This window comes from Burkholderia sp. NLJ2, assembly GCF_049487195.1.
Classification (GTDB): Bacteria; Pseudomonadota; Gammaproteobacteria; order Burkholderiales; family Burkholderiaceae; genus Burkholderia; species Burkholderia pyrrocinia.
This window is the reverse complement of record NZ_CP137808.1, coordinates 2831510-2854521: the sequence shown is the minus strand read 5'-3', so window position 1 is coordinate 2854521 and position 23012 is coordinate 2831510. Positions and strand designations below refer to the sequence as shown.

The window sequence follows — 23012 nt, the reverse complement described above, 5'->3', positions numbered from 1 at the left end:
AGGCCTCCAAGGGTCAAACGGGACGGCCGGCGCGAGGCCGGCCGTCGACGCCGAGTATGCGCGCTTAGCGCGAGCCGCGCACGCGACGCAGTTCGTCGTAGATCAGCAGCACCGCGCCGACCGTGATCGCGGAATCGGCGAGGTTGAACGCCGGGAAGTGCCAGGCGCCGAGGTGGAAATCGAGGAAGTCGATCACGTGACCGTAGACGAGCCGGTCGATCACGTTGCCGAGCGCGCCGCCGAGGATCAGCGCGAGCGACACGCTGAACAGCCGCTGGTGGCCGTGGCGCTTCAGCAGGAAGCAGATCACGAGCGTCGCGCCGATGCCGAGCGCGGTGAACGCCCAGCGCTGCCAGCCGCTCGCGGTCGACAGGAAGCCGAACGCGGCGCCGCGGTTGTACACCAGCACGAGGTTGAAGAACGACGTCAGCGCATGCTGCGCGCCATACGCGAACGTTTTCAGGATCGCGATCTTCGACAGTTGATCGAACAGGATCACGATCAGCGAAATGCCGAGCCAGGGCGCAAGCGCGCCGCTGGCCGGTTTCGACAGGGTTTTCGCCATATTTAAGCAGCGCTCCGGATTTCGCCGTTTTCAAACAGGTTCGAGAAGCAGCGGCCGCACAGCGTCGGATGATCGGCGTGCGCGCCGACATCGTCGCGGTAGTGCCAGCAGCGTTCGCACTTCTGGTACTTCGATGCGGCCACGTCGACGCTTTCCTGCGCTTCGTCGTCGACCTTGACGACCGTTGCGGCCGACGTGATCAGCACGAACTTCAGGTCTTCGCCGAGGCTCGTGAGCGCGTCGTAACGCGCGCCGCTCGCGTGCACGGTCACTTCGGCCTGCAGCGACGAACCGATGCGGTTCGCGGTGCGCGCTTCCTCGAGCGCCTTCGTCACGTTGCCGCGGACGTCGCGCAGCAGCGCCCACTTCTCGATCAGCGCGGCCGAGCCGGCGACTTCCGGATACGCGTAGTAGGTTTCCGTGAAGATCGTTTCGCTGGCCGGCTGGAACACCTTCCACGCTTCTTCGGCCGTGAACGACAGGAACGGCGCGAGCACGCGCAGCAGGCCGTGCGTCAGGTGGTACAGCGCCGTCTGTGCGGAGCGGCGTGCGCGCGAATCGGCCGCGCTCGTGTACAGGCGATCCTTCAGCACGTCGAGGTAGAAGCCGCCGAGATCTTCCGAGCAGTACGTCTGCAGCTTCGCGACGACCGGGTGGAATTCATACTTCTCGTAGTGGCCGAGCAGTTCCGTCTGCAGTTGCTCCGAGAACGCGACCGCATAATGGTCGATCTCGAGCCATTCGCCGACCGGCACCGCGTGCTGCGCGTAGTCGAAGTCCGACAGGTTCGCGAGCAGGAAGCGCAGCGTGTTGCGGATACGGCGATAGCCTTCGGTCACGCGCTTCAGGATTTCCTCGGAGATCGCGAGCTCGCCCGAATAGTCGGTCGACGCGATCCACAGGCGGATGATTTCCGCGCCGAGGCGGTTCGCGACTTCATGCGGGTCGACACCGTTGCCGAGCGACTTGCTCATCTTGCGGCCTTCGCCGTCGACCGTGAAGCCGTGCGTGAGCAGGCCCTTGTACGGTGCGCGGCCGTCGATCATCGACGCGGTCAGCAGCGACGAGTGGAACCAGCCGCGGTGCTGGTCCGAGCCTTCGAGGTACAGGTCGGCCGGGAACTGCAGCTGATCCTTGTGCGAGCCGCGCAGCACGTGCCAGTGCGTCGTGCCCGAGTCGAACCACACGTCGAGCGTGTCGCGGTTCTTTTCGTACAGGTTCGCGTCGTCGCCGATCAGCTCGCGCGGGTCGAGCGTCTGCCATGCCTCGATGCCCGACTGCTCGACGCGTTTCGCGACTGCCTCGAGCAGCTCGAGCGTGCGCGGGTGCAGCTCGCCGGTTTCCTTGTGCACGAAGAACGCCATCGGCACGCCCCACTGGCGCTGGCGCGACAGCGTCCAGTCGGGACGGTTCGCGATCATGCTGAACAGGCGCTGCTTGCCCCACGACGGGTAGAACGCGGTCGCGTCGACGCCTTCGAGCGCCGTTTCGCGCAGCGTCTTGCTGCCGTCGCGCGGCGTCACGTCCATGCCGGCGAACCACTGCGACGTCGCGCGGTAGATGATCGGCGTCTTGTGGCGCCAGCAGTGCATGTAGCTGTGCGTGTACTTCTCGCTGCGCAGCAGCGAGCCGGCTGCGTTCAGCGCCTCGACGATCTTCGGGTTCGCATCCCAGATCGACAGGCCGCCGAATAGCGGCAGCGATTCGATGTAGCGGCCGTCGCCCATCACCGGGTTGATGAAGTCCGAATCGGTCATCCCGTGCGCCTTGCAGGACTGGAAGTCCTCGATGCCGTACGCGGGCGACGAGTGCACGACGCCGGTACCGGTGTCGGTCGTCACGTAGTCGCCGAGGTAGACGGGCGCGGTGCGCTTGTAGCCGGGGTGGGCCGATGCGAGCGGGTGGTGGAAGCGCAGGTTCGCGAGCTTCACGCCGGGCGTGGTCGCGACGACGCGGCCCGTCAGCTTGAACTCTTCCATGCACGCGGCCACGCGCTCTTCCGCGATGATCAGCAGCCCGCGCTCGGTGTCGACCAGCGCGTAGACGATTTCCGGATGGAGGTTCAGCGCCTGGTTCGCCGGAATCGTCCACGGCGTGGTGGTCCAGATCACGATGCCGCCCTCGGCACGCGGCAGTGCCGGCAGGCCGAACGCCTGCGCGGTCTTTTCCGGTTCCGCGAATGCGAACATCACGTCGATCGTCGGATCGGTGCGGTCCTTGTACTCGACTTCCGCTTCCGCGAGCGCCGAGCCGCAGTCGAAGCACCAGTTCACCGGCTTCAGCCCGCGATACACATAACCCTTCTCGATGATCTTGCCGAGCGCGCGGAGCTCTTCCGCCTCGTTGACGAAGTTCATCGTCTTGTACGGGTTGGCCCAGTCGCCGAGCACGCCGAGGCGCTTGAAGCCGACCTTCTGCTTTTCGATCTGCTCGGTCGCGTACGCGCGCGCCTTGCTCATCACTTCGGCCGCCGGCAGCGACTTGCCGAACTGCTTCTCGATCTGGATCTCGATCGGCATCCCGTGGCAATCCCAGCCCGGCACGTACGGCGCGTCGAAGCCGGCCATGTTGCGCGACTTGACGACGATGTCCTTCAGGATCTTGTTGACGGCGTGGCCGAGGTGGATGTCGCCGTTCGCATACGGCGGGCCGTCGTGCAGGATGAACTTCGGCCGGCCCTGGCTGGCCGCGCGGATCTTGTCGTAGATGCCGCGCTCTTCCCATTCCTTGACCCACTGCGGCTCGCGCTTGGGCAGATCGCCGCGCATCGGGAACGGCGTGTCGAGCAGGTTGACCGGATACTTGGCCTGCGGTTTCGAATCGGCTTTCTTGTTGCTCATGATGGGATCGCTATCAAATCGGGGGACGCTCGTGCGTCGTGAATCGGGTATGCGCGCGAGTGTGCGGCGCGTGGGTGCGGCGCGGGGCGCCGCCGTCCGGATCAGCTAATTCGGTCGGTTGCCGACGTCGAGAAGCCCGTTGCGCGGCTGCCCGGCGCACGGTCGCGCTCGATGAAGTACGCGCGTGCATTCGCGACGTCCAGTGCGATCGCGCGCGACAGCGCCTCGAGATCGTCGAATTTCGCTTCGTCGCGCAGCTTCTTCAGGAATTCGACGCGGATGAGCTTGCCGTACGCGTCGCCATGCCAGTCGAGCAGGTGGACTTCGAGCAGCACGCGGCCCGAATCGTCGACGGTCGGGCGCAGGCCGAGGCTTGCGACGCCCGGCAGCGGGGCGGGGCCGAGGCCGTGCACCTGCACGACGAAGATGCCCGCGAGCGCCGGCCGCTTGTGCGCGATCGGCAGGTTCAGGGTCGGGAAGCCGAGGTCGCGGCCGAGCTTCAGCCCGTGCGCGACGTGGCCGCTGATCGCATAGCCGTGGCCGAGCGCTTGTGCAGCCGCGTCGAGATCGCCGGCCGCGAGCGAGGCGCGCACGCCCGAGCTGGAGATGCGCGTGCCGTCGCTGCCGGCCACCGTGCCCATCTGCTCGACTTCGAAGCCGTATTGCTCACCGGCCGCCTTCAGCGTGTCGAAGGTGCCCGCTCGCTTCGCGCCGTAGCAGAAATCGTCGCCGACCATCATCCAGCGCGTGTGCAGCCCGTTCACCAGCGTACGCTCGACGAACGCCTGCGGCGACTGGCTGGCAAACGTGTGGTTGAAGTGCTCGACGACCACGCGGTCGACGCCGTGCTCGCGCAGTGCCTCGAGCTTGTCGCGCAGCATCGCGATGCGCGGCGGCGCGCCGGCCGGGTTGAAGAATTCGCGCGGGTGCGGCTCGAAAGTCATCACGCACACGGGCAGGCCGCGCGCGTCCGCTGCCGCGCGCACGCGCGCGAGCAGGGCCTGGTGGCCGCGATGGACACCGTCGAAGTTGCCGATCGTCAGCGCGCACGGGGCGCGGCTCTCGGCGTTGGGCAGGCCGCGGAAGACTTTCACGATAGCGGATGCAGCGTCGGGGAATGGGCGGTGGGATGCCGCAAAGCAGAAGATTATAAACGTTCGGGCGGGCCGGCGGCCGAGAAGGCGGGAAACGCGGGGGCGAATGGTAAAATTCGCGGATGAAAAAACTCGTGATCCTGATTTCCGGTCGCGGCAGCAACATGGAGGCCATCGTCCGCGCGTGCGCGCAGGAGCGCTGGCCGGCCGAGGTCGCTGCCGTGATCGCCAACCGGCCCGATGCGGCCGGCCTGGCTTTTGCCGCGTCGCACGGGGTGGCGACCGCGGTGGTCGACCACCGGTCGTTCGACGGCCGCGACAGCTTCGATGCGGCGCTCGCCGCCGAAATTGACCGCTTTGCCCCCGATCTCGTGATCCTCGCGGGCTTCATGCGCATCCTCACGCCGGCATTCGTCAGACGATATGAAGGCCGGCTGCTGAATGTCCATCCGTCGCTGCTGCCGAGCTTCAAGGGCATTCACACGCACCAGCAGGCGCTCGATGCGGGCGTCGCGCTGCACGGCGTGACCGTTCACTTCGTGATTCCCGAACTCGACAGCGGCGCGATCGTCGCGCAGGGCGCGGTGCCCGTGCGCGCGGGCGACGACGCGGCCGCGCTCGCGCAGCGCGTACTGACGGTCGAGCACGTGTTGTATCCGCGCGCGGTGCGCTGGTTCGTCGAGGGGCGCTTGCGCCTCGAGAACGGCCGAGCCGTCGTGGCGCCGGAAGAAGCACGCTGGATTTTCGCGGATCAACCGCATACCGAAACGAGTGAGGGCGTATGAAGCTGCACGGATTCCTGATTGGCCAGACCGAGACCTTGCTGGCCGAGGTGCTGAAGTTCGCCGGCCCCGCCGACGCGACGACGAGCCGGTTCTTCCGCGCGCACCCGAAGCTCGGGCATGCCGAGCGCGGCGTGATCGCCGAGGCCGTGTTCGCGGTGCTGCGCCGCAAGATGGAGTTTTCGCACCTGGCCGAGAGCGGCACGGGCACGCCCGCGCGGCGTCTCACGCTGCTCGGCCTGATGCAGACGGCTGGCCGTAACGCGCTGAGGCCGTTTTTGTCCGACACCGAGTCCGCGTGGCTCGAGCACGTGTCGAAGATCGATCCGGCGAGCCTGCCGGTGCGCGTACGCACGAACCTGCCCGACTGGATCCACCAGGCGCTGTCGGCCCGTTTCGACGCCGAGGAACTCGCGCAGCTCGCCGCCGCGCTGAACTACCCGGCGCCGCTCGACCTGCGCGCCAACGCGCAGAAGGCGACCCGCGACCAGGTGATCGACGCGCTGCGCGCGAACGGTATCGACGCGGGCGCGATGCCGTTCGCGCCGTTCGGCGTGCGCGTCGTCGGCAAGCCGGCGCTGACGCGCCTGAAGCTGTTCGAGGAAGGCCAGATCGAGGTGCAGGACGAAGGCAGCCAGCTGCTGTGTTCGCTCGTCGCGCCGCGCCGTGGCGAGATGGTCGTCGATTTCTGCGCGGGCGCGGGCGGCAAGACGCTCGCGCTGGGCGCGATGATGCGCTCGACCGGGCGCCTCTACGCGTTCGACGTGTCGGAAAAGCGCCTCGCGAAGCTGAAGCCGCGCCTCGCGCGCAGCGGGCTGTCGAACGTGAACCCGGTGCTGATCGACAGCGAGCATGACGCGAAGATCAAGCGGCTCGCCGGCAAGATCGACCGCGTGCTGGTCGACGCGCCGTGCAGCGGCCTCGGCACGCTGCGCCGCAATCCGGACCTGAAGTGGCGCCAGTCGCGCACCGCGATCGACGAGCTGACGCCGAAGCAGGCGTCGATCCTCGCGAGCGCCGCGCGCCTCGTGAAGAAGGGCGGCCGGCTCGTCTACGCGACCTGCAGCGTGCTCGACGCCGAGAACGAGCGCATCGTCGAACAGTTCCTGGCCGACCATCCCGAGTTCGTGCTGGTGCCCGCGCAGAAGGTGCTGGCGGACCAGCGCATCGAGCTCGAGACGGGTGACTACCTGTCGTTGTGGCCGCATCGTCACGCGACCGACGGCTTCTTCGCCGCGGTGCTCGAGCGCCGCGCGCAGTAACGACAGGCCGGACGGACGATGGAGAATCTGCAAAGCCGCCTGCTGTCGCACCGGCTGGCATCGGTGATTCGCGATTTCCACCAGCCGGTGATGATCTGGCAGGCGGCGATCCTCGTCGGCGCGCTGTGTTTCGCGTGGGTGGCCGCGCGTTTCGTGCACGGCCGCATCGATGCGCGCCGCCGGGCGGCCGGACGCGCGCCCGGTGCGGGCGCGCATAGCCTGAAACGCGCGTTGTTTCCGTTGTTCGGCGGCGTTTTCGTGGGCGTCGCGCAGCTCGCGTTCGACCCGTTCATGTCGACGTCGCTGCTGTCGCTCGCGCTCGTGCCGTTGTTCGGCATCGGGCTGATCTACGTGCTGTTCTTCTTCGCGCGGCGCGTGTTCGCGCGCGACGGCCACACGCATGCGTGGCTGTCGATCGTCGAGAAGATCGTGTCGACCATCGTGTGGGCCGCGATGGTGCTGACTGTGCTCGGCATCCAGCGCGACGTGCTCGGCTGGCTCGACAGCGTGCAGTTCCGCGTCGCCAATGCGCACCTCACGCTGCTGTCGCTGATCTCCGGCGCGCTGTGGGTCTGCGTGACGCTGATGGTCGCAATGTGGCTCGGCTCGGTGCTCGAGGATCGCCTCACGCGCGCGACCACGCTCGACGCAAACTTGAAGGTCGTGCTGTCGCGGGTCGGCCGCGCGTTGCTCGTGTTCGCGGCGATCCTGATCGGGCTGTCGCTCGTCGGCATCGACGTGACAGTGCTCGGTGTGTTCGGCGGCGCGGTCGGCGTCGGCCTCGGCTTCGGGCTGCAGAAGATCGCAAGCAACTACGTGTCGGGCTTCATCATCCTGCTCGACCGGTCGCTGCGGCTCGGCGACGCAATCAGCGTCGGCGGGCTGCAGGGCATCGTCACGCAGATCCGCACGCGCTACACGGTCGTGCGCGGCCTCGACGGCAACGAGACGCTGATCCCGAACGAGAAGCTGATCACCGACGTCGTGCAGAACCAGTCGTCGTACCTGACGCGTGGTTATGCGAAGGTCGCGGTGCAGGTCGCGTATACGAGCGATGTCGAGCATGCGCTGGTGTTGCTCGCGGATGCCGCGAAGGACGTGCCGCGCGTGCTGGCGGAGCCCGCGCCGACCCCGTATCTGGTGAGCTTCGGCGCGGACGGGATCGACCTGGAACTCGGCTTCTGGATCGAGGATTCGGCGAAAGGCACGTCGGGCGTGCGTTCGACCGTGAACCGCAACATCTGGCGGCTGTTCAGCGAGCACGGGATTTCGATTCCGTTTCCGCAGCGCGAAGTGCGCGTCGTCGGGTTGCCGGACGGTTTTGCCGGCGCGGGCGCTGCGGCCGGGCACGATCCGGCGGCCGGCGATCCGGCGGCCGGCGATCCGGCGGCCGGCGATCCGGTGGCCGGCAGCGGCGCGGTGGACGGGCGCGCGCCGGCTGCGTAGCGCGCGTCGGGCGTCACTCGTATCGACCCCGCGGTCGGAACCGGAGCGCGGGCCTTTCCAAGTCCGCCCGTGGACTCTTCCGGTTGCGCCAGGGCAAGAAAATATTCATTTTTTACAAAGACTTGGAACGGTTGAAGTAAAATCCAAGTCTATTCGCGGTATGCTTTCATTTTTCTGACGCTTGCGCGAGCCGGTGTCGCTCTCATCTCATCACAGGTAACTGCCTTGTTGAATTCCCTGCTCGATTTTCTTTCCCACGGGCTCCTGCATTTTTCGTGGTGGCAGGTCGCGCTGTTCGTGCTCGCCGTCACGCACGTCACGATCATCGGCGTGACGGTCTACCTGCATCGCTGCCAGGCGCACCGCGCACTGGAACTGCATCCGATCGCGAGCCATTTCTTCCGCGTCTGGCTGTGGATGACGACCGGCATGCTGACCGGCCAGTGGGCCGCGATTCACCGCAAGCACCATGCGAAGTGCGAGACCGAGGAAGATCCGCACAGCCCGCAGACGCGCGGCATCTGGAAGGTGTTCCTCGAGGGCGCCGAGCTGTATCGCGCGGAAGCGAAGAATGAAGAGACGATGCGCAAGTTCGGCCACGGCACGCCGAACGACTGGATCGAACGCAATCTCTATTCGAAGTACCCGATCCTCGGCATCAGCCTGATGATGGTGATCGACGTCGCGCTGTTCGGCGTGCTCGGCCTGACCGTGTGGGCCGTGCAGATGGTCTGGATTCCGTTCTGGGCGGCAGGCGTTGTCAACGGCTTCGGCCACTTCTGGGGCTACCGCAACTTCAACTCGGCCGACGCGAGCACGAACCTGTTCCCGTGGGGCATCGTGATCGGTGGCGAAGAACTGCACAACAACCACCACACGTTCGCGACGTCGGCGAAGCTGTCGAACAAGTGGTACGAGTTCGACATCGGCTGGATGTACATCCGCATCATGTCGGCGTTCGGTCTCGCGAAGGTGAAGAAGGTCGCGCCGACGCCGCGCCTGAACAAGCCGAAGATGGTGCTCGACCAGGAAACGCTGCAGGCCGTGCTGTCGAATCGCTACGAAGTGATGGCGCGCTACGGCAAGGCCGTGAAGCGTGCGTATCGCCAGGAGCTCGCGCATCTGAAGGAGCTCGGTTCGAGCGAGAAGTACCAGTTGATGCGCGGCGCGCGCAAGTGGTTCCACAAGGACGCCGACGGCCTCGACGAGCCGCAGAAGAAGCTGCTGCCGGAAATCTTCGCGAACAGCCAGAAGCTGCATACGTACTTCCAGTTGCGCCAGGATCTCGCCGCGATCTGGGATCGTTCGACCGCGTCGCGCGAACAGCTTCTCGCGCAATTGCAGGATTGGTGCCATCGCGCGGAACAAAGCGGCATCAAGGCGCTGCAGGAATTCGCGACGCGCCTGCGTCGCTACGCCTGATTCGAAATCGATTAGAATCTCAGGACGTCAAAAACCCCGCGTTGGCGGGGTTTTTTCATTTGGGCCGCCGGTTTTTGACGGAAGCGATCGGCACGGCTCGAATTTGTATGAGGCTTGGGGCAGCGGCGCAATGGTGCCCCGGGGCGAGCGTAGAGGATGGGATCGGAGTAGTGTTGAAGCGCTGATTCTGGTTGACCGTGAGGCAAGGCACCGGAGCAAGCGCTAAAGCGCCAACTCTGGTCGACCGCGAAGCATGGGACCAGAGTAAGCGCTAAAGCGCTAACTCTGGTCGACAGGAGATATGGAGATGCAATCGACGATCAAACCCGTCGAGTACGACCGGCCCGTCGCAGCAGGGACCGTGTGCGGCGTGGGACAGGCATGGGCCAAGGTGCCCGATGCACCGTCTCCCGAGGAGCGCGCTGCGCTGAAGGCGCGCATCAAGGCGCTGCTCGTGCGTGAAAAGGCCGTGCTGGTTGCGCACTACTACGTGGATGCGGAACTGCAGGAACTCGCCGACGAAACCGGCGGCTGCGTTGCCGACTCGCTCGAAATGGCCCGCTTCGGCCGCGATCACGACGCGCAGACGCTGGTTGTCGCCGGCGTACGCTTCATGGGCGAAACCGCGAAGATCCTGAGCCCGAACAAACGAATCCTGATGCCCGATCTCGACGCGACCTGTTCGCTCGACCTCGGCTGTCCGGTCGATGAATTCTCGGCGTTCTGCGACGCGCATCCCGACCGCACCGTCGTCGTCTACGCGAATACCAGCGCGGCCGTGAAGGCACGCGCGGACTGGATGGTCACGTCGTCGATCGGCCTCGAGATCGTGGCCGACCTGCACGCGCGCGGCGAGAAGATCATCTGGGCGCCCGATCGCCATCTCGGCAGTTATATCCAGAAGAAAACCGGCGCGGACATGCTGCTGTGGCAGGGTTCGTGCCTCGTCCACGACGAGTTCAAGGGGATCGAGCTCGACCTGCTGCGCGCCGAATATCCGGACGCGAAGGTGCTCGTCCATCCCGAATCGCCGGAAAACGTCGTTGCGCAGGCCGATGTCGTCGGTTCGACCACGCAGCTGATCGACGCGGCCGTCAAGTTCGACGCGACGCGCTTCATCGTCGCGACCGATCTCGGCATCCTGCACAAGATGCAGCTCGCGGCACCCGGCAAGACCTTCATCGCAGCGCCGACGGCCGGCAACAGCGCGACCTGCAAGAGCTGCGCGCACTGCCCGTGGATGGCGATGAACGGCCTTGCGAACCTCGCCGACGTGCTCGAACGCGGTCACAACGAGATCTTCGTCGATCCCGCGATCGGCGAGCGTGCGCGCCTGCCGATCGACCGGATGCTCGATTTCGCGGCCGCGCACAAGAAGCGCGTGCAGGCGAGTGGCGATCTGCAGCGCGACCAGCAACTGTTTGCCAACGTGGGGGCTGCATGACGAATGGCCCGCACGCTCACGTTCGTTCGCTGTTGAATGGAGTTGACGCTTCAGCGCTTACTCCGGTCCCATGCACGGCTCCCCCCGAGGAGGCGGCCGCCGTCCTTGGGGGCGGCCCGGCGGAAGGCGGCACGACGAGCGCCGTATCTCCGCTTTACGACATCGTTCGCGAGCAATACGGCGCGGCATTCGACGACGCGATCGCGCGCAACGTTGCCGATGCGATTGCGGAAGACGTTGGCACCGGCGACCAGACCGGGCGGCTCGTGCCGGCCGGCGGGCGTCGCCGTGCGCGCATCATCGTGCGCGAGGAAGCCGTGCTGTGCGGCGTGCCGTGGTTCGAGGCCGTGATCGACCGGATCGATCCGGCGATCACCGTGCAATGGCGCTACCGCGAAGGCGACCGGATGACGCCCGATTCGACCGTTTGCGAGCTCGAAGGGCCGGCGCGCGCGCTGTTGACGGCCGAGCGCAACGGGCTGAACTTCCTGCAGCTGCTGTCGGGTGTCGCAACCGCGACGCGCCGTTATGTCGATCGTGTCGAAGGCACGCGCGCGAAGATCCTCGATACGCGCAAGACGCTGCCGGGCCTGCGGCTCGCGCAGAAATACGCGGTGCGCGTCGGCGGCGGCGAGAACCAGCGTCTCGCGCTGTATGACGGCATCCTGATCAAGGAGAACCACATCGCCGCGGCGGGCGGTGTCGGCGAGGCGCTCGACGCGGCGTTCGCGCTGGATTCGGGCGTGCCCGTGCAGGTTGAAGTCGAGACGCTCGCGCAGCTCGACACGGCGCTCGCGCATCGCGCGCAGTCGGTGCTGCTCGACAACTTCACGCTCGACATGATGCGTGAAGCGGTGCGCGTGGCGGCCGGCAAGGCCGTGCTCGAAGTGTCGGGCGGTGTCAATTTCGACACGGTGCGCGCATTCGCGGAGACGGGCGTCGATCGCATCTCGATCGGTGCGCTGACGAAGGATGTGCGCGCGACGGACTATTCGATGCGGATCGTCGACTGACCGAGCGTCATGCGATCAGACAAAAAAGCCGTTGGCGCGCAAACGCCAACGGCTTTTTTCCTGTGCGGCCGCAGCCGGGAAGGGTGCGTCGTTCAGCGACGAGCGCGCGGCGTGAGTACGCTCGGCAGCGCCTTCGGCAGCGTGTGCGGCCAGTCGCGGCTGTAGTGCAGCCCGCGGCTTTCGCGGCGCGAGTGCGCGCTCTTCACGATCAGCGTCGCCACGTCGACGAGGTTGCGCAGTTCGAGCAGGTCGCGCGTCACGCGGAAATTTGCGTAGTACTCGTGGATCTCGTCACGCAGCAGCGACAGCCGGTGCTTCGCGCGTTCGAGGCGCTTGTCGGTGCGCACGATGCCGACGTAGTTCCACATCAGGCGGCGCAACTCGTCCCAGTTGTGCGCGACGACGACTTCCTCGTCCGCATCCGATACGCGGCTTTCGTCCCATGCGGGCAGCGTGGCCGGCGTTTCGGCGTCGAAGCCGGCTGCCTCGATCGCCTCGGCCGCCGCACGGCCGATCACGAGGCATTCGAGCAGCGAGTTGCTGGCGAGCCGGTTCGCGCCGTGCAGCCCTGTGTACGACGTTTCGCCGACCGCGTACAGGCCCGCGAGATCGGTGCGCCCGGCGAGATCGGTCACGACGCCGCCGCACGTGTAGTGCGCGGCCGGCACGACGGGGATCGGCTGTTTCGCGATGTCGATGCCGAATTCGAGGCAGCGCGCATGGATCGTCGGGAAGTGTTCGCGCAGGAACGCTTCCGGCTGATGGCTGATGTCGAGATACACGCAGTCGATCCCGCGCTTCTTGATCTCGAAGTCGATCGCGCGCGCGACGATGTCGCGCGGCGCGAGCTCGGCGCGCGGATCGTGCGCGGGCATGAAACGCGTGCCGTCGGGCAGTTTCAGCAGGCCGCCTTCGCCGCGCACGGCCTCCGAAATCAGGAACGATTTCGCATACGGATGGAACAGGCAGGTCGGGTGGAACTGGATGAATTCCATGTTCGACACGCGGCAGCCCGCGCGCCACGCCATCGCGATGCCGTCGCCGGTCGCCGTGTCGGGGTTCGTCGTGTACAGGTAGACCTTGCCGGCGCCGCCCGTTGCGAGCACCGTATGCGGCGCCTCGATCGTGATCGTGCGGTCGTTGTCGACGTCGAGCGCATACAGGCCGTGACAGCGGCGGCCGGGCAGGCCGAGCCGGTCCGACGTGATCAGGTCGATCGCATGGTGGTTTTCGAAGAACGTGATGTTCGGATGCTGGCGCGCGCGTTCCGACAGCGTCGCGAGCACCGCATGGCCGGTCGCGTCGGCCGCGTGGATGATCCGGCGGTGGCTGTGGCCGCCTTCGCGCGTCAGGTGGAAGCCGAGTTCGGCTGCGTCGTCCTTTGTGAACGGCACGCCTTGCGAGATCAGCCATTCGATCGCTTCGCGGCCGTGCTCGACGATATAGCGCGTCGCGCCTTCGTCGCACAGGCCGCCGCCGGCGACCAGCGTGTCGTCGACGTGGTTCTCGATGCTGTCTGCCGAATCGAGGACTGCCGCGATGCCGCCCTGCGCGTTATCGCTTGCGCCCTCCATCATCGAACGTTTCGCGATCAGCGCGACACGTCGCGTGCTGGCCAGATTGAGTGCGACCGACAGCCCTGCCAGGCCGCTGCCGACGATCGCCACGTCGAATTTCATGCTGCATCTCCATCGTTGCGCTTTTGATCTTGTGCGTTCCGGCGGCCATGGCCGCGGAAAGGGGAGAGCATACCGCGTCGGGCCCGAGCGTGCGCGCAAAACAAAAAGCCCCGCATGTGCGGGGCTTTTCGGTCGCCGTCAGGCTGGCAGAAACCGGAGATTACTTGATCTTGGTTTCTTTGTATTCCACATGCTTGCGGACGACGGGATCAAACTTCTTGATCGCCATCTTTTCCGGCATGTTGCGCTTGTTCTTCGTGGTCGTGTAGAAGTGACCCGTACCAGCGGTCGACTCCAGCTTGATCTTGTCGCGGGCGCCTTTTGCCATGATTGTGCTCCTTGGGCTTAGGCTTCGCCGCGTGCGCGCAGGTCAGCGAGCACGGAATCGATGCCGTTCTTGTCGATCAGGCGCAGGCCGGCGTTCGAAACGCGCAGGCGCACCCAGCGGTTTTCGCTCTCTACCCAGAACCGGCGGTTTTGCAGGTTCGGCAGGAAGCGGCGCTTCGTCTTGTTGTTGGCGTGGGAAACGTTGTTGCCGCTCATCGGCGCTTTCCCAGTTACTTGGCATACGCGTGCCATGAGAGCACTCCTAATACGCTAAATTCGGGGTTCGATCGCCGGTGAAGGTTCCATCGCACCGCCACGTGATCCATGGCTGCACTCAGAACGCCGTAGCCCTTACAGACAAGGCCCTTCGATGGCTAGAACTGGTTGGAAAAAATACAGACGGCGATTCTAGCAGAAAAAGTTCAGGAAAATCAAACCTAATTTCGCTTCGTCGTTGCGGCGCCCTGGGGCGGGCCGCCGCGCCACAGTCTACAGCCAACCGGCACGTGCGAACGAAAAAGTGTCGCTGGTGCCGACGACGACGTGATCGAGCAGCCGCACGTCGACAAGTTCGAGCGCGTCGCGCAGCACGCGGGTCAGGCGGCGATCCTCCGCGCTCGGCTGTACCGCACCCGACGGATGGTTGTGCGCGACGATCAGCGCCGCGGCGTTCTGCATCATCGCGCGGCGCACGATCTCGCGCGGGTAGACGGCCATGCGCGTCAGCGAGCCGCGCGTGATTTCCTCCGTGTCGATCAAACAGTTGCGGGCGTCGAGGTACACCGCGACGAACACTTCGCACGGGTGCGTGCCGATCTTCAGTCGCAGATAATCCTCGACCGCGGCGGGCGAATCGATTTGCGTCCGCTCGCGTGCTTTCTCCTTCAGCATGCGTCGCGCGATCTCGGTGACCGCGGCCAGCCGCGTGGAGCGCGCCGGGCCGATACCGGGGTGCGCCTCGAAATCGTCGGTCGTCGCCTCGAGCAGCCCGCGCAACGTTCCGAACTGCTTGACCAGGGCGCGGGCGCTGACGAATACGTCGTGCCCGGGCTTGCCGGTGCCAAGCAGCAACGCGATCAGTTCGTCGTCGGTCAGCGCGGCCGGTCCGCGCTCCAGCAATCGCTCGCGCGGCCGCTCGGGCCGCCAGTCGCCCGGGCGTCGCCGGCGCTTGCGGATCGGGAGGACGCGGGCGGGCGGATCGGCCGGCGCATCGGCGGTGTCGCGGCATTCGACCGGCCGCAGGGCGAGGCAGGGTGACAGCATGCTCGAAACTCCATTGGCGGCGGGCTGGCTGCGCGACGTCGTCGCACTTTCCGCCTTGCGCGCTCAGGTGACTTACAATATTGGCTTTGCGCCGGGCCTTTCGGCCGTATCGGGCGCCGACTGAACGAGTAATTCATGAGCCTCATCGATCTATCCGAAGTGAAGCCCGGTTCCCACGTCACGTTGCATTACCGGCTGGCACTGGCCGACGGCGCCGACATCGTCAACACCTTCACCGACAAGCCCGCCACGCTGCTGCTCGGCGCGGGGCAGCTGGCGCCGTCGCTGGAACAGATTCTGCTCGGGCTCAGGGTTGGAGACCACTCGACTTTTCAGCTAACCCCCGAACAGGGGTTCGGCCCCCGGAATCCCGACATGCTCCAGCGCGTGACGCTGTCGACGCTGCGCGAGAACGGGATGGTCGGCGACGATTTCACGCCGGGCGAGCTGATCGAGTTCAACGCGCCGGACGGCGGCCGGTATGCGGGGGTGCTGAAGGAAGTCAGCGAAACCTCGGCGCTGTTCGACTTCAATCATCCGCTCGCGGGCCAAGCGCTCACGTTCGAAGTGAAAATCATCGGAATCCTGTAATCATGAGCACCACCGATACGCTGTCCGGGCAGACCGTCGCCGCCGATGCCGAAATCCTGCTGGCCCAGCCGCGCGGCTTCTGCGCAGGCGTCGACCGCGCGATCGAGATCGTCGAGCGCGCGATCGCGATGCACGGTGCGCCGATCTACGTCCGCCACGAAATCGTCCACAACAAGTACGTGGTCGAGGACCTGAAGAAGAAAGGCGCGATCTTCGTCGAGGAGCTCGAGGAAGTGCCGGCCGGCAATACCGTGATCTTCAGCGCGCACGGCGTGTCGAAGGCCGTGCGCGACGAGGCCGACGTGCGCGGGCTGCGCATTTACGACGCAACCTGCCCGCTCGTCACGAAGGTGCACGTCGAGGTGGCGAAGATGCGCCAGGACGGCGTCGATATCGTGATGATCGGGCACAAGGGCCACCCGGAAGTCGAAGGCACGATGGGGCAGGTCGAGCGCGGCATGCATCTCGTCGAGAGCGTCGAGGACGTGCAGAAGCTCGAGCTCGCCGATCCCGAGCGCATTGCGCTCGTCACGCAGACGACATTGTCCGTCGACGATGCGGCCGAGATCATCGCGGCGCTGAAGGCGAAGTATCCGAAGATCCGCGAGCCGAAGAAGCAGGACATCTGCTACGCGACGCAGAACCGCCAGGATGCAGTGAAGTTCATGGCGCCGCAGTGCGATGTCGTGATCGTTGTCGGCAGCCCGAACAGCTCGAATTCGAGCCGCCTGCGCGAAGTGGCCGAGAAGCGCGGTGTGGACGCGTACATGGTCGATGCGCCCGACCAGATCGATCCGGCGTGGGTCGCAGGCAAGCGCCGCATCGGCGTGACGGCCGGCGCGTCGGCCCCCGAAGTGCTCGCCCAGGCCGTGATCGCGCGGCTGCGCGAGCTCGGCGTGCGCAACGTCCGCGCGCTCGACGGCATCGAGGAAAACGTGTCGTTTCCGCTGCCGCGCGGGTTGAACCTGCCGCCCGCTGCCTGATTGCCGCATCGCACCTGCGGAACACCGAAGCGCGCCTCCCGGCGCGCTTTTTTTTGTGCGTCGAAGCTGCAATCGCAACCATAATTCGCGGTCTCGGTGCAACCCGGTTGCTCTGCGCGTTCCTGAGCGTCTCTCAAAATTGGTTGCAATGCAGGAAAACCCCATCGAATCAGGATTATTGGCGTCCTATAAATGGAGTTACAATGCGCCCGTTTTCAGGCCGGAATGGCTTTGAAATCGGGTTTTGGCAAGGCGCGGGAGACCATTCAATGCATGTGAAGTTGGCTTACGCCGTGTCCGTCGCCGCACCGGTTGCAATGCTTGCCGGTTGCAGCAAAAAGAGCGACGACGGGGCGGGCAGGGAAGCTGCGGTGTTCGCGGCACCGCCGGCCAGCGGCGTGCGCGTCGCCGGAACCGGTCGTGCGGCGCCATCGGCGTGCCGCATCGCACAATTGGGCAAGGACAAGGAAAACGGGGCACGTTTGGCGATCGAGGAAATCAACGCGCTAGGCCTGACGAACGATCAGGCAACGGACACGCAGGTTGTATCGCAACAAGCCACCGGTCGTGGTGTGACAACGACCGTGCGCGCCGACCGACGGATGCCGGCTACGGCGCCGCATGCATGCGGCGATGCGGGCAGCGTGGAGATCTCGCCGACCCCCTTTCATTTCGATTCGACGAATCAGCGTGTCGCCGCGAGCGATGATGTCGTGGCGCGCGGCCTGATTCGTACGATGGATTCCGACGCAGTCCTGACGAATGTCGGGCGCGGCCTTCGCGATGCCTTGCCAGGCGACGCGGCACGGAATCCGATCTGCCCGGATGCGGGGCTTGCCTCGCGCCGGACGGGAAAAGGCACGGATGCCGGGCAACCGGACGATGGCCGTCTCGGCATGCTGCCCTACGACTTCAAGGAGGCCACGAACACCGTCCTCGACGTCGTGACGATTTAGCGACGGGACTCATGACGGCACCGGAACAGTGCGGTGCCGTTTTTGTATCCGCTCCGGCGGCAGGTCCGGCCGTACAGGCCGGGCGGCGCGCGCCGGGACGATCCACACCCTTACCGGTATCGACTAGTACCCGCAGTGTCGCCGAGAAGGCGCGATTCCTCGCTTACCCGCGGGGCGCAACGTCCTCCGGCAGCACGGGCCAAGGAGCTTTAAATGGATATTTTCGTCCAGCAGGTTCTCAACGGGCTGGTGCTCGGCAGTGTGTACGCCATCATCGCGTTGGGTTACACGATGGTGTACGGCATTCTCGGCATCATCAACTTCGCGCACGGCGACGTGCTGATGATTGGCGCGATGGTCGCCCTGTCGGCCATCACCGTGCTGCAGAACCATTTCCCCGGACTCGGCAACGTCGCGACGCTGGCGATCGGCCTGGGCATCGCCGCCATCGTCTGTGCGTTCGTCGGCTTCACGATCGAGCGGATCGCGTACCGGCCGCTGCGCCGCGCGCCGCGCCTCGCGCCGCTGATCACCGCGATCGGCGTGTCGATCCTGCTGCAGACGGCCGCGATGATCATCTGGTCGCGCAACCCGCTGCCGTTCCCGCAATTGCTGCCGACCGACCCGATCAACGTGATCAAGGCGACCGACACGACGCCCGGCGCCGTGATCTCGGTGACTGAAATCGTGATCATCGCAGTCGCGTTCATCGTGATGGGCGGCCTGCTGCTGCTCGTGCACAAGACCAAGCTCGGCCGCGCGATGCGTGCGATCGCCGAAAGCCCGAACACCGCGAGCCTGATGGGCGTGAACCCGAACTTCGTGATTTCCGCGACGTTCATGATCGGCTCGGCGCTTGCCGCGCTGGCCGGCGTGATGATCGCGTCCGAATACGGCAACGTGCACTTCTACATGGGCTTCATCCCCGGCATGAAGGCGTTCACGGCAGCGGTGCTCGGCGGTATCGGCAACCTCGGCGGTGCGATGGTCGGCGGCGTGCTGCTCGGCCTGATCGAGCAGCTCGGTGCGGGCTACATCGGCAACCTCACGGGCGGCGTATTCGGCAGTAACTACCAGGACGTGTTCGCCTTCATCGTGCTGATCATCGTGCTGGTGTTCCGTCCGTCGGGCCTGCTGGGCGAACGTGTCGCGGATCGCGCGTAACGGAAGGGAGCAAACAACATGACATCCATTCAACCGATCGAATCCTCGACGTCGCTCGTCGAAGAGCGCAACACCACCAAGACCGTCGTCATCGGCATCCTGACCGCTGCGTTCGTGATCGCGGCGCCGATCATCATCGGCGCGGCCGGCGGCAACTACTGGGTCCGCGTGCTCGACTTCGCGATGCTGTACGTGATGCTCGCGCTCGGCCTGAACGTGGTGGTCGGCTTCGCCGGCCTGCTCGACCTCGGCTACATCGCGTTCTACGCGGTGGGCGCGTACACCGCGGCGCTGCTGTCTTCGCCGCACCTGAGCTCGCAGTTCGAGTGGATCGCGGCCCTCGCGCCCGGCGGATTGCACATCCCGTTCCTGATCATCGTGCCGATCGCGATGGCGCTGGCGGCCACTTTCGGGATCCTGCTCGGCGCACCGACGCTGCGCCTGCGCGGCGACTACCTGGCGATCGTCACGCTCGGCTTCGGTGAAATCGTCCGGATCTTCATGAACAACCTCGACCGTCCGGTGAACATCACCAACGGCCCGAAGGGGATCACGGGCATCGATCCGGTACATGTCGGCGGCTTCAACCTGTCGCAGACGCACTCGCTGTTCGGCCTGCAGCTGCCGTCGGTGTACATGTACTACTACCTGTTCGTGCTGTGCTCGCTGCTGGTGATCTGGACGTGTACGCGCCTGCAGCATTCGCGCATCGGCCGCGCATGGGCGGCGATCCGCGAGGACGAGATCGCGGCAAAGGCGATGGGCATCAACACCCGTAACGTGAAGCTGCTCGCGTTCGCGATGGGCGCGTCGTTCGGCGGCCTGTCGGGCGCGATGTTCGGTTCGTTCCAGGGCTTCGTGTCGCCGGAATCGTTCACGTTCTGGGAATCGATCGTCGTGCTGGCGTGCGTGGTGCTCGGCGGCATGGGCCACATCCCGGGCGTGATCCTGGGTGCGGTGCTGCTCGCGATCTTCCCGGAATTCCTGCGCTCGACGATGAGCCCGCTGCAGCATGCGCTGTTCGGTCATGACATCGTCGATACGGAAGTGATCCGCCAGGCGCTGTACGGCCTCGCGATGGTGATCATCATGCTGTACCGCTCGGAAGGCCTGTGGCCCGCGCCGAAGCATGAGGACAAGATCGCGAAACTGGCGAAGCGCGCCAGCAAGAAGCCGGTGCGCGCGTAACGAACGGACAAGGGGATATCCACATGAGCGACAAGCAAATCCGACTGTCCGTGCAGGGCGTGAACAAACGTTTCGGCGGCCTGCAGGCACTGTCCGACGTCGGCCTGCAGATCAAGGAAGGCGAGATCTACGGCCTGATCGGCCCGAACGGCGCCGGCAAGACGACGTTCTTCAACGTGATCACGGGCCTCTACACACCGGACTCCGGCGACTTCAAGCTGGACGGCCAGAACTACACGCCGACCGCCGTGCACCAGGTGGCGAAGGCCGGCATCGCGCGCACGTTCCAGAACATCCGCCTGTTCGGCGGGATGACGGCCCTCGAGAACGTGATGGTGGGCCGCCACGTGCGGACCAAGCACGGTCTGCTCGGCGCGGTGTTCCAGACGCCGGCCGAACGCCAGGAAGAGCGCGAGATCAAGGAACGCGCGATCGAGCTGCTCGAATACGTGGGCGTGCTGCAGTACGCCGATTACACGTCGCGCAACCTGTCGTACGGCCACCAGCGCCGTCTCGAGATCGCGCGCGCACTGGCCACCGACCCGAAGCTGCTCGCGCTCGACGAGCCGGCGGCCGGGATGAACGCGACCGAGAAGGTCGAACTCACGCGCCTGCTCGACAAGATCCGTTCGGACGGCCGCACGATCCTGCTGATCGAGCACGACGTGAAGCTCGTGATGCACTTGTGCAACCGGATGACGGTGCTCGATTACGGCAAGGTGATCGCCGAGGGTCTGCCGCAGGACGTGCAGAAGAATCCGAAGGTGATTGAGGCATATCTCGGCGCAGGGGTGCACTGATGGCAGCGACAATGTTGAAAATCAAGGGCTTGCAGGTCAACTACGGCGGTATCCAGGCCGTCAAGGGCGTTGACATGGAAGTCCGTCAGGGCGAGCTCGTGACGCTGATCGGCGCGAACGGCGCAGGCAAGACCACGACGATGAAGGCGATCACGGGTCTCAAGCCGTATTCGGCGGGCGACATCGAGTACGACGGCAAGTCGATCAAGGGCGTGCCGTCGCACGAACTGCTCAAGCGCGGCCTCGCGATGGTGCCGGAAGGCCGCGGGATCTTCGCGCGGATGTCGATCGTCGAGAACATGCAGATGGGCGCGTACCTGCGCAACGACACCGAGCAGATCAAGAAGGACGTCGACCGGATGTTCGGCTTCTTCCCGCGCCTGAAGGAGCGGGCATCGCAGCTCGCGGGCACGCTGTCGGGCGGCGAGCAGCAGATGCTGGCGATGTCGCGTGCGATTCTCTCCAAGCCGAAGCTGCTGCTGCTCGACGAGCCGTCGATGGGGCTGTCGCCGATCATGGTCGAGAAGATCTTCGAAGTGGTGCGCACGATCTCGAGCGAGGGCATCACGGTGCTGCTCGTCGAACAGAACGCGCGCCTCGCGCTGCAGGCGGCCGACCGTGGCTACGTGATGGACTCGGGCATGGTCACGATGGAAGGCGATGCGAAGCAGATGCTCGACGATCCGAAGGTGCGGGCCGCGTATCTGGGTGAGTAAGCGGATGAATGAGCGGGCCCGGTGACGTGCGGCGACAGATGCCGCGTGCGTCGTGCAAGGGCTTTCGAAAAGCTGTCACGGGATGCCGTGACAGCTTTTTTTTCGTGTCGTGCGATTCGGGTCGAACTGTGTGCGCGGAGGCGACTCCATTCGACTGTTGCGCTGCGCGTAGGGCGCGGGTAACGACAGGGGCGGTCGCCCGCCGCCGGTCGCCCGCAGCCGGTCGCCCGATGCCGGTCGCCCGCAGCCGGTCGCCCGCAAACCGACACACGGGCCGCGTAGCATCGATGGCCCATCGGGACACGGAGAATACGCATGAGTCTGGACTACGGTTTCGTGAAGGCGAAGGTGACATCGGTGGCGAAGCTGAAGGGCTCGCCGCACGGCAGCGAGATCCAGTATCACATCCACCTGACGCTGGCGCTGCCGGGAGGCGACTGGGATGTCGCGATCAACGTCGGCACCAGCGATGCGGACGACTTGCTGAACTACAAGCTCGTCTACGATTTCCACCATCCCGTCACGCTGACGCTCGCGGCCGCGGCGGAAGGCTACACCGACCTCACGGGGCAGGCCGCGCTGCCCGCGCTCGACTACCTGCGCAGCGACATCCTGAACGAGACCGGCGCGTGGCGCGCGAGCGCGGTGATGGACGGCACCGAGAACCCGGAGCCGATCCCGTCGCTGCTGCGGCTCGTCAGTGCCGCACAGTCGCAGGGCCTCGACGTCGTCGTGTTCGGCCGGACGTATGCGGAAGGCAACGGCATTCACGACACGCACATGAACCAGGGCTCGACGGGCCCGAACTACCTGCATCGCGCGGGCGACGACCACAACGACCACAACGACGTCTGGCAGGACGGCGCGCTGATCGTGCGCGTGAGCGAGTCGCAGTGGGCCGCGTATTTCGCGGCGTTCGAACAGCAGGCCGTGCCGACCGACGCGCTCGGCAATCCGCTGCCGCGCGCGGGGCCGATCACGCGCTGATACGGGCTGCCGCCGCCGGCTGCATCACGCGGCCGGCAGCGTCTTGCCGAACGAGACGCGCTCCTCGACGCGATAGCCGAGCGCCGCATAGAAGCGGCACGCGTCGTCGTTGCCGGGCAGCACCTGCAGGTTGATCTTCAGGCAGCCGCGCGCGGCGAGCGCGCTTTCCGCGTGTGCGATCAGCGCGCGGCCGACGCCGAGCCGTCGCGCGTCGTTCGCGACGCCGAACGAGTAGAGCCAGCCGCGATGTCCGTCGAAACCCGCCATCAGCGTGCCGACGACGCGCGCACCGCTGGTCGCGACGAAGAACAGTTCCGGCTGCGTCGCGAGCTTCAGCTCGATCGATCGCAGCGGATCGCGGTGCGGCGGCGCGCCGGCTTCGTCGTACTGCGGGAACGCGTCGCGCCATACCGCGAGCACGGCATCGGTGTCGGCGCGTTCGAACGGGCGGATAGCGACAGCATCGGCGGCGGCATCCATCTCGGCGGTT

General features: G+C 65.8%; 23 protein-coding genes. 15 read left to right on the top strand and 8 right to left on the bottom strand.

All coding sequences use genetic code 11. The features are described from left to right. Positions 1-64 precede the first annotated feature (64 nt). From lspA to R9B84_RS13150, 3 genes are all read right to left on the bottom strand, one after another. The gene (gene lspA / locus R9B84_RS13160; protein ID WP_047898830.1) at positions 65-565 is read right to left on the bottom strand and encodes a signal peptidase II; all 501 of its coding nucleotides are present in this window, start codon (positions 563-565) and stop codon (positions 65-67) included. A gap of 2 nt (positions 566-567) precedes the next feature. Beyond that, positions 568-3405, bottom strand: a complete 2838-nt coding sequence (ileS, locus tag R9B84_RS13155; protein WP_423758270.1) for an isoleucine--tRNA ligase — start codon at positions 3403-3405, stop codon at positions 568-570. Positions 3406-3506: 101 nt separating this feature from the next. Next, entirely contained in the window at positions 3507-4499 is a 993-nt protein-coding gene (locus tag R9B84_RS13150) for a bifunctional riboflavin kinase/FAD synthetase (RefSeq protein ID WP_423758269.1), read from the bottom strand. Between the two features lie 122 nt (positions 4500-4621). Here R9B84_RS13150 and purN point away from each other — a divergent pair, with 122 nt between their 5' ends. The 6 genes from purN (at position 4622) to nadC (ending at position 11868) form a co-directional block, all read left to right on the top strand. Continuing rightward, positions 4622-5284, top strand: coding sequence for a phosphoribosylglycinamide formyltransferase (gene purN / locus R9B84_RS13145; RefSeq protein ID WP_423758268.1), 663 nt, complete (start codon positions 4622-4624; stop codon positions 5282-5284). Further along, complete coding sequence (locus R9B84_RS13140) at positions 5281-6543, top strand: RsmB/NOP family class I SAM-dependent RNA methyltransferase (RefSeq protein ID WP_343493587.1); 1263 nt, start codon at positions 5281-5283, stop codon at positions 6541-6543. The genes purN and R9B84_RS13140 overlap by 4 nt, the downstream gene beginning before the upstream one ends. Before the next feature lie 18 nt (positions 6544-6561). Then, a complete protein-coding gene (locus R9B84_RS13135; RefSeq protein WP_423758267.1) occupies positions 6562-7989 on the top strand; it encodes a mechanosensitive ion channel family protein in 1428 nt (475 codons plus the stop codon). A 225-nt stretch (positions 7990-8214) separates the two neighbouring features. Continuing rightward, positions 8215-9411 carry a DesA family fatty acid desaturase gene (locus R9B84_RS13130; RefSeq protein ID WP_423758266.1) on the top strand — a complete coding sequence of 399 codons (1197 nt, stop codon included), beginning with the start codon at positions 8215-8217 and terminating at the stop codon, positions 9409-9411. Positions 9412-9718: 307 nt separating this feature from the next. After that, positions 9719-10855, top strand: a complete 1137-nt coding sequence (nadA, locus tag R9B84_RS13125) for a quinolinate synthase NadA (protein WP_047901043.1) — start codon at positions 9719-9721, stop codon at positions 10853-10855. Further along, the gene (gene nadC, locus R9B84_RS13120) at positions 10852-11868 is read left to right on the top strand and encodes a carboxylating nicotinate-nucleotide diphosphorylase (protein WP_423758265.1); all 1017 of its coding nucleotides are present in this window, start codon (positions 10852-10854) and stop codon (positions 11866-11868) included. Before nadA ends, nadC begins: the two co-directional genes overlap by 4 nt. 92 nt (positions 11869-11960) lie before the next feature. Here the strand turns inward: nadC and nadB are convergent, their stop codons facing one another. From nadB to radC, 4 genes are all read right to left on the bottom strand, one after another. Next, on the bottom strand, positions 11961-13547 hold the full coding sequence (gene nadB / locus R9B84_RS13115; RefSeq protein WP_047898822.1) for an L-aspartate oxidase: 1587 nt from the start codon (positions 13545-13547) through the stop codon (positions 11961-11963). Between the two features lie 160 nt (positions 13548-13707). Continuing rightward, positions 13708-13875, bottom strand: coding sequence for a 50S ribosomal protein L33 (gene rpmG / locus R9B84_RS13110; protein ID WP_006478046.1), 168 nt, complete (start codon positions 13873-13875; stop codon positions 13708-13710). A gap of 17 nt (positions 13876-13892) precedes the next feature. After that, positions 13893-14126, bottom strand: a complete 234-nt coding sequence (rpmB, locus tag R9B84_RS13105; protein ID WP_004186391.1) for a 50S ribosomal protein L28 — start codon at positions 14124-14126, stop codon at positions 13893-13895. A 237-nt stretch (positions 14127-14363) separates the two neighbouring features. Continuing rightward, positions 14364-15137, bottom strand: a complete 774-nt coding sequence (gene radC / locus R9B84_RS13100) for a RadC family protein (RefSeq protein ID WP_423758264.1) — start codon at positions 15135-15137, stop codon at positions 14364-14366. Between radC and R9B84_RS13095 the strand changes: the two genes are divergently transcribed. The 9 genes from R9B84_RS13095 (at position 15136) to R9B84_RS13055 (ending at position 22522) form a co-directional block, all read left to right on the top strand. Continuing rightward, complete coding sequence (locus R9B84_RS13095; RefSeq protein ID WP_261309824.1) at positions 15136-15261, top strand: hypothetical protein; 126 nt, start codon at positions 15136-15138, stop codon at positions 15259-15261. The two genes, radC and R9B84_RS13095, sit on opposite strands and share 2 nt — an antisense overlap. An 11-nt stretch (positions 15262-15272) precedes the next feature. Next, on the top strand, positions 15273-15728 hold the full coding sequence (locus R9B84_RS13090; RefSeq protein ID WP_047898820.1) for an FKBP-type peptidyl-prolyl cis-trans isomerase: 456 nt from the start codon (positions 15273-15275) through the stop codon (positions 15726-15728). 2 nt (positions 15729-15730) lie between these two features. Continuing rightward, positions 15731-16711: a 4-hydroxy-3-methylbut-2-enyl diphosphate reductase gene (gene ispH / locus R9B84_RS13085; protein WP_034178810.1), complete on the top strand. Its 981-nt coding sequence runs from the start codon at positions 15731-15733 to the stop codon at positions 16709-16711. A 269-nt stretch (positions 16712-16980) separates the two neighbouring features. Continuing rightward, complete coding sequence (locus R9B84_RS13080) at positions 16981-17667, top strand: amino acid-binding protein (RefSeq protein ID WP_423758263.1); 687 nt, start codon at positions 16981-16983, stop codon at positions 17665-17667. Positions 17668-17880: 213 nt separating this feature from the next. Beyond that, on the top strand, positions 17881-18831 hold the full coding sequence (locus tag R9B84_RS13075; RefSeq protein ID WP_423758262.1) for a branched-chain amino acid ABC transporter permease: 951 nt from the start codon (positions 17881-17883) through the stop codon (positions 18829-18831). Positions 18832-18849: 18 nt separating this feature from the next. Further along, entirely contained in the window at positions 18850-20019 is a 1170-nt protein-coding gene (locus R9B84_RS13070) for an ABC transporter permease subunit (RefSeq protein WP_423758261.1), read from the top strand. Between the two features lie 23 nt (positions 20020-20042). After that, positions 20043-20819: an ABC transporter ATP-binding protein gene (locus R9B84_RS13065; protein WP_048250308.1), complete on the top strand. Its 777-nt coding sequence runs from the start codon at positions 20043-20045 to the stop codon at positions 20817-20819. Then, on the top strand, positions 20819-21535 hold the full coding sequence (locus tag R9B84_RS13060; protein WP_423758260.1) for an ABC transporter ATP-binding protein: 717 nt from the start codon (positions 20819-20821) through the stop codon (positions 21533-21535). Before R9B84_RS13065 ends, R9B84_RS13060 begins: the two co-directional genes overlap by 1 nt. A 315-nt stretch (positions 21536-21850) precedes the next feature. Beyond that, positions 21851-22522 carry a DUF2278 family protein gene (locus tag R9B84_RS13055; protein WP_423758259.1) on the top strand — a complete coding sequence of 224 codons (672 nt, stop codon included), beginning with the start codon at positions 21851-21853 and terminating at the stop codon, positions 22520-22522. Positions 22523-22546: 24 nt separating this feature from the next. Here the strand turns inward: R9B84_RS13055 and R9B84_RS13050 are convergent, their stop codons facing one another. Continuing rightward, complete coding sequence (locus R9B84_RS13050; RefSeq protein WP_423758258.1) at positions 22547-23002, bottom strand: GNAT family acetyltransferase; 456 nt, start codon at positions 23000-23002, stop codon at positions 22547-22549. Between the last annotated feature and the right edge of the window lie 10 nt (positions 23003-23012).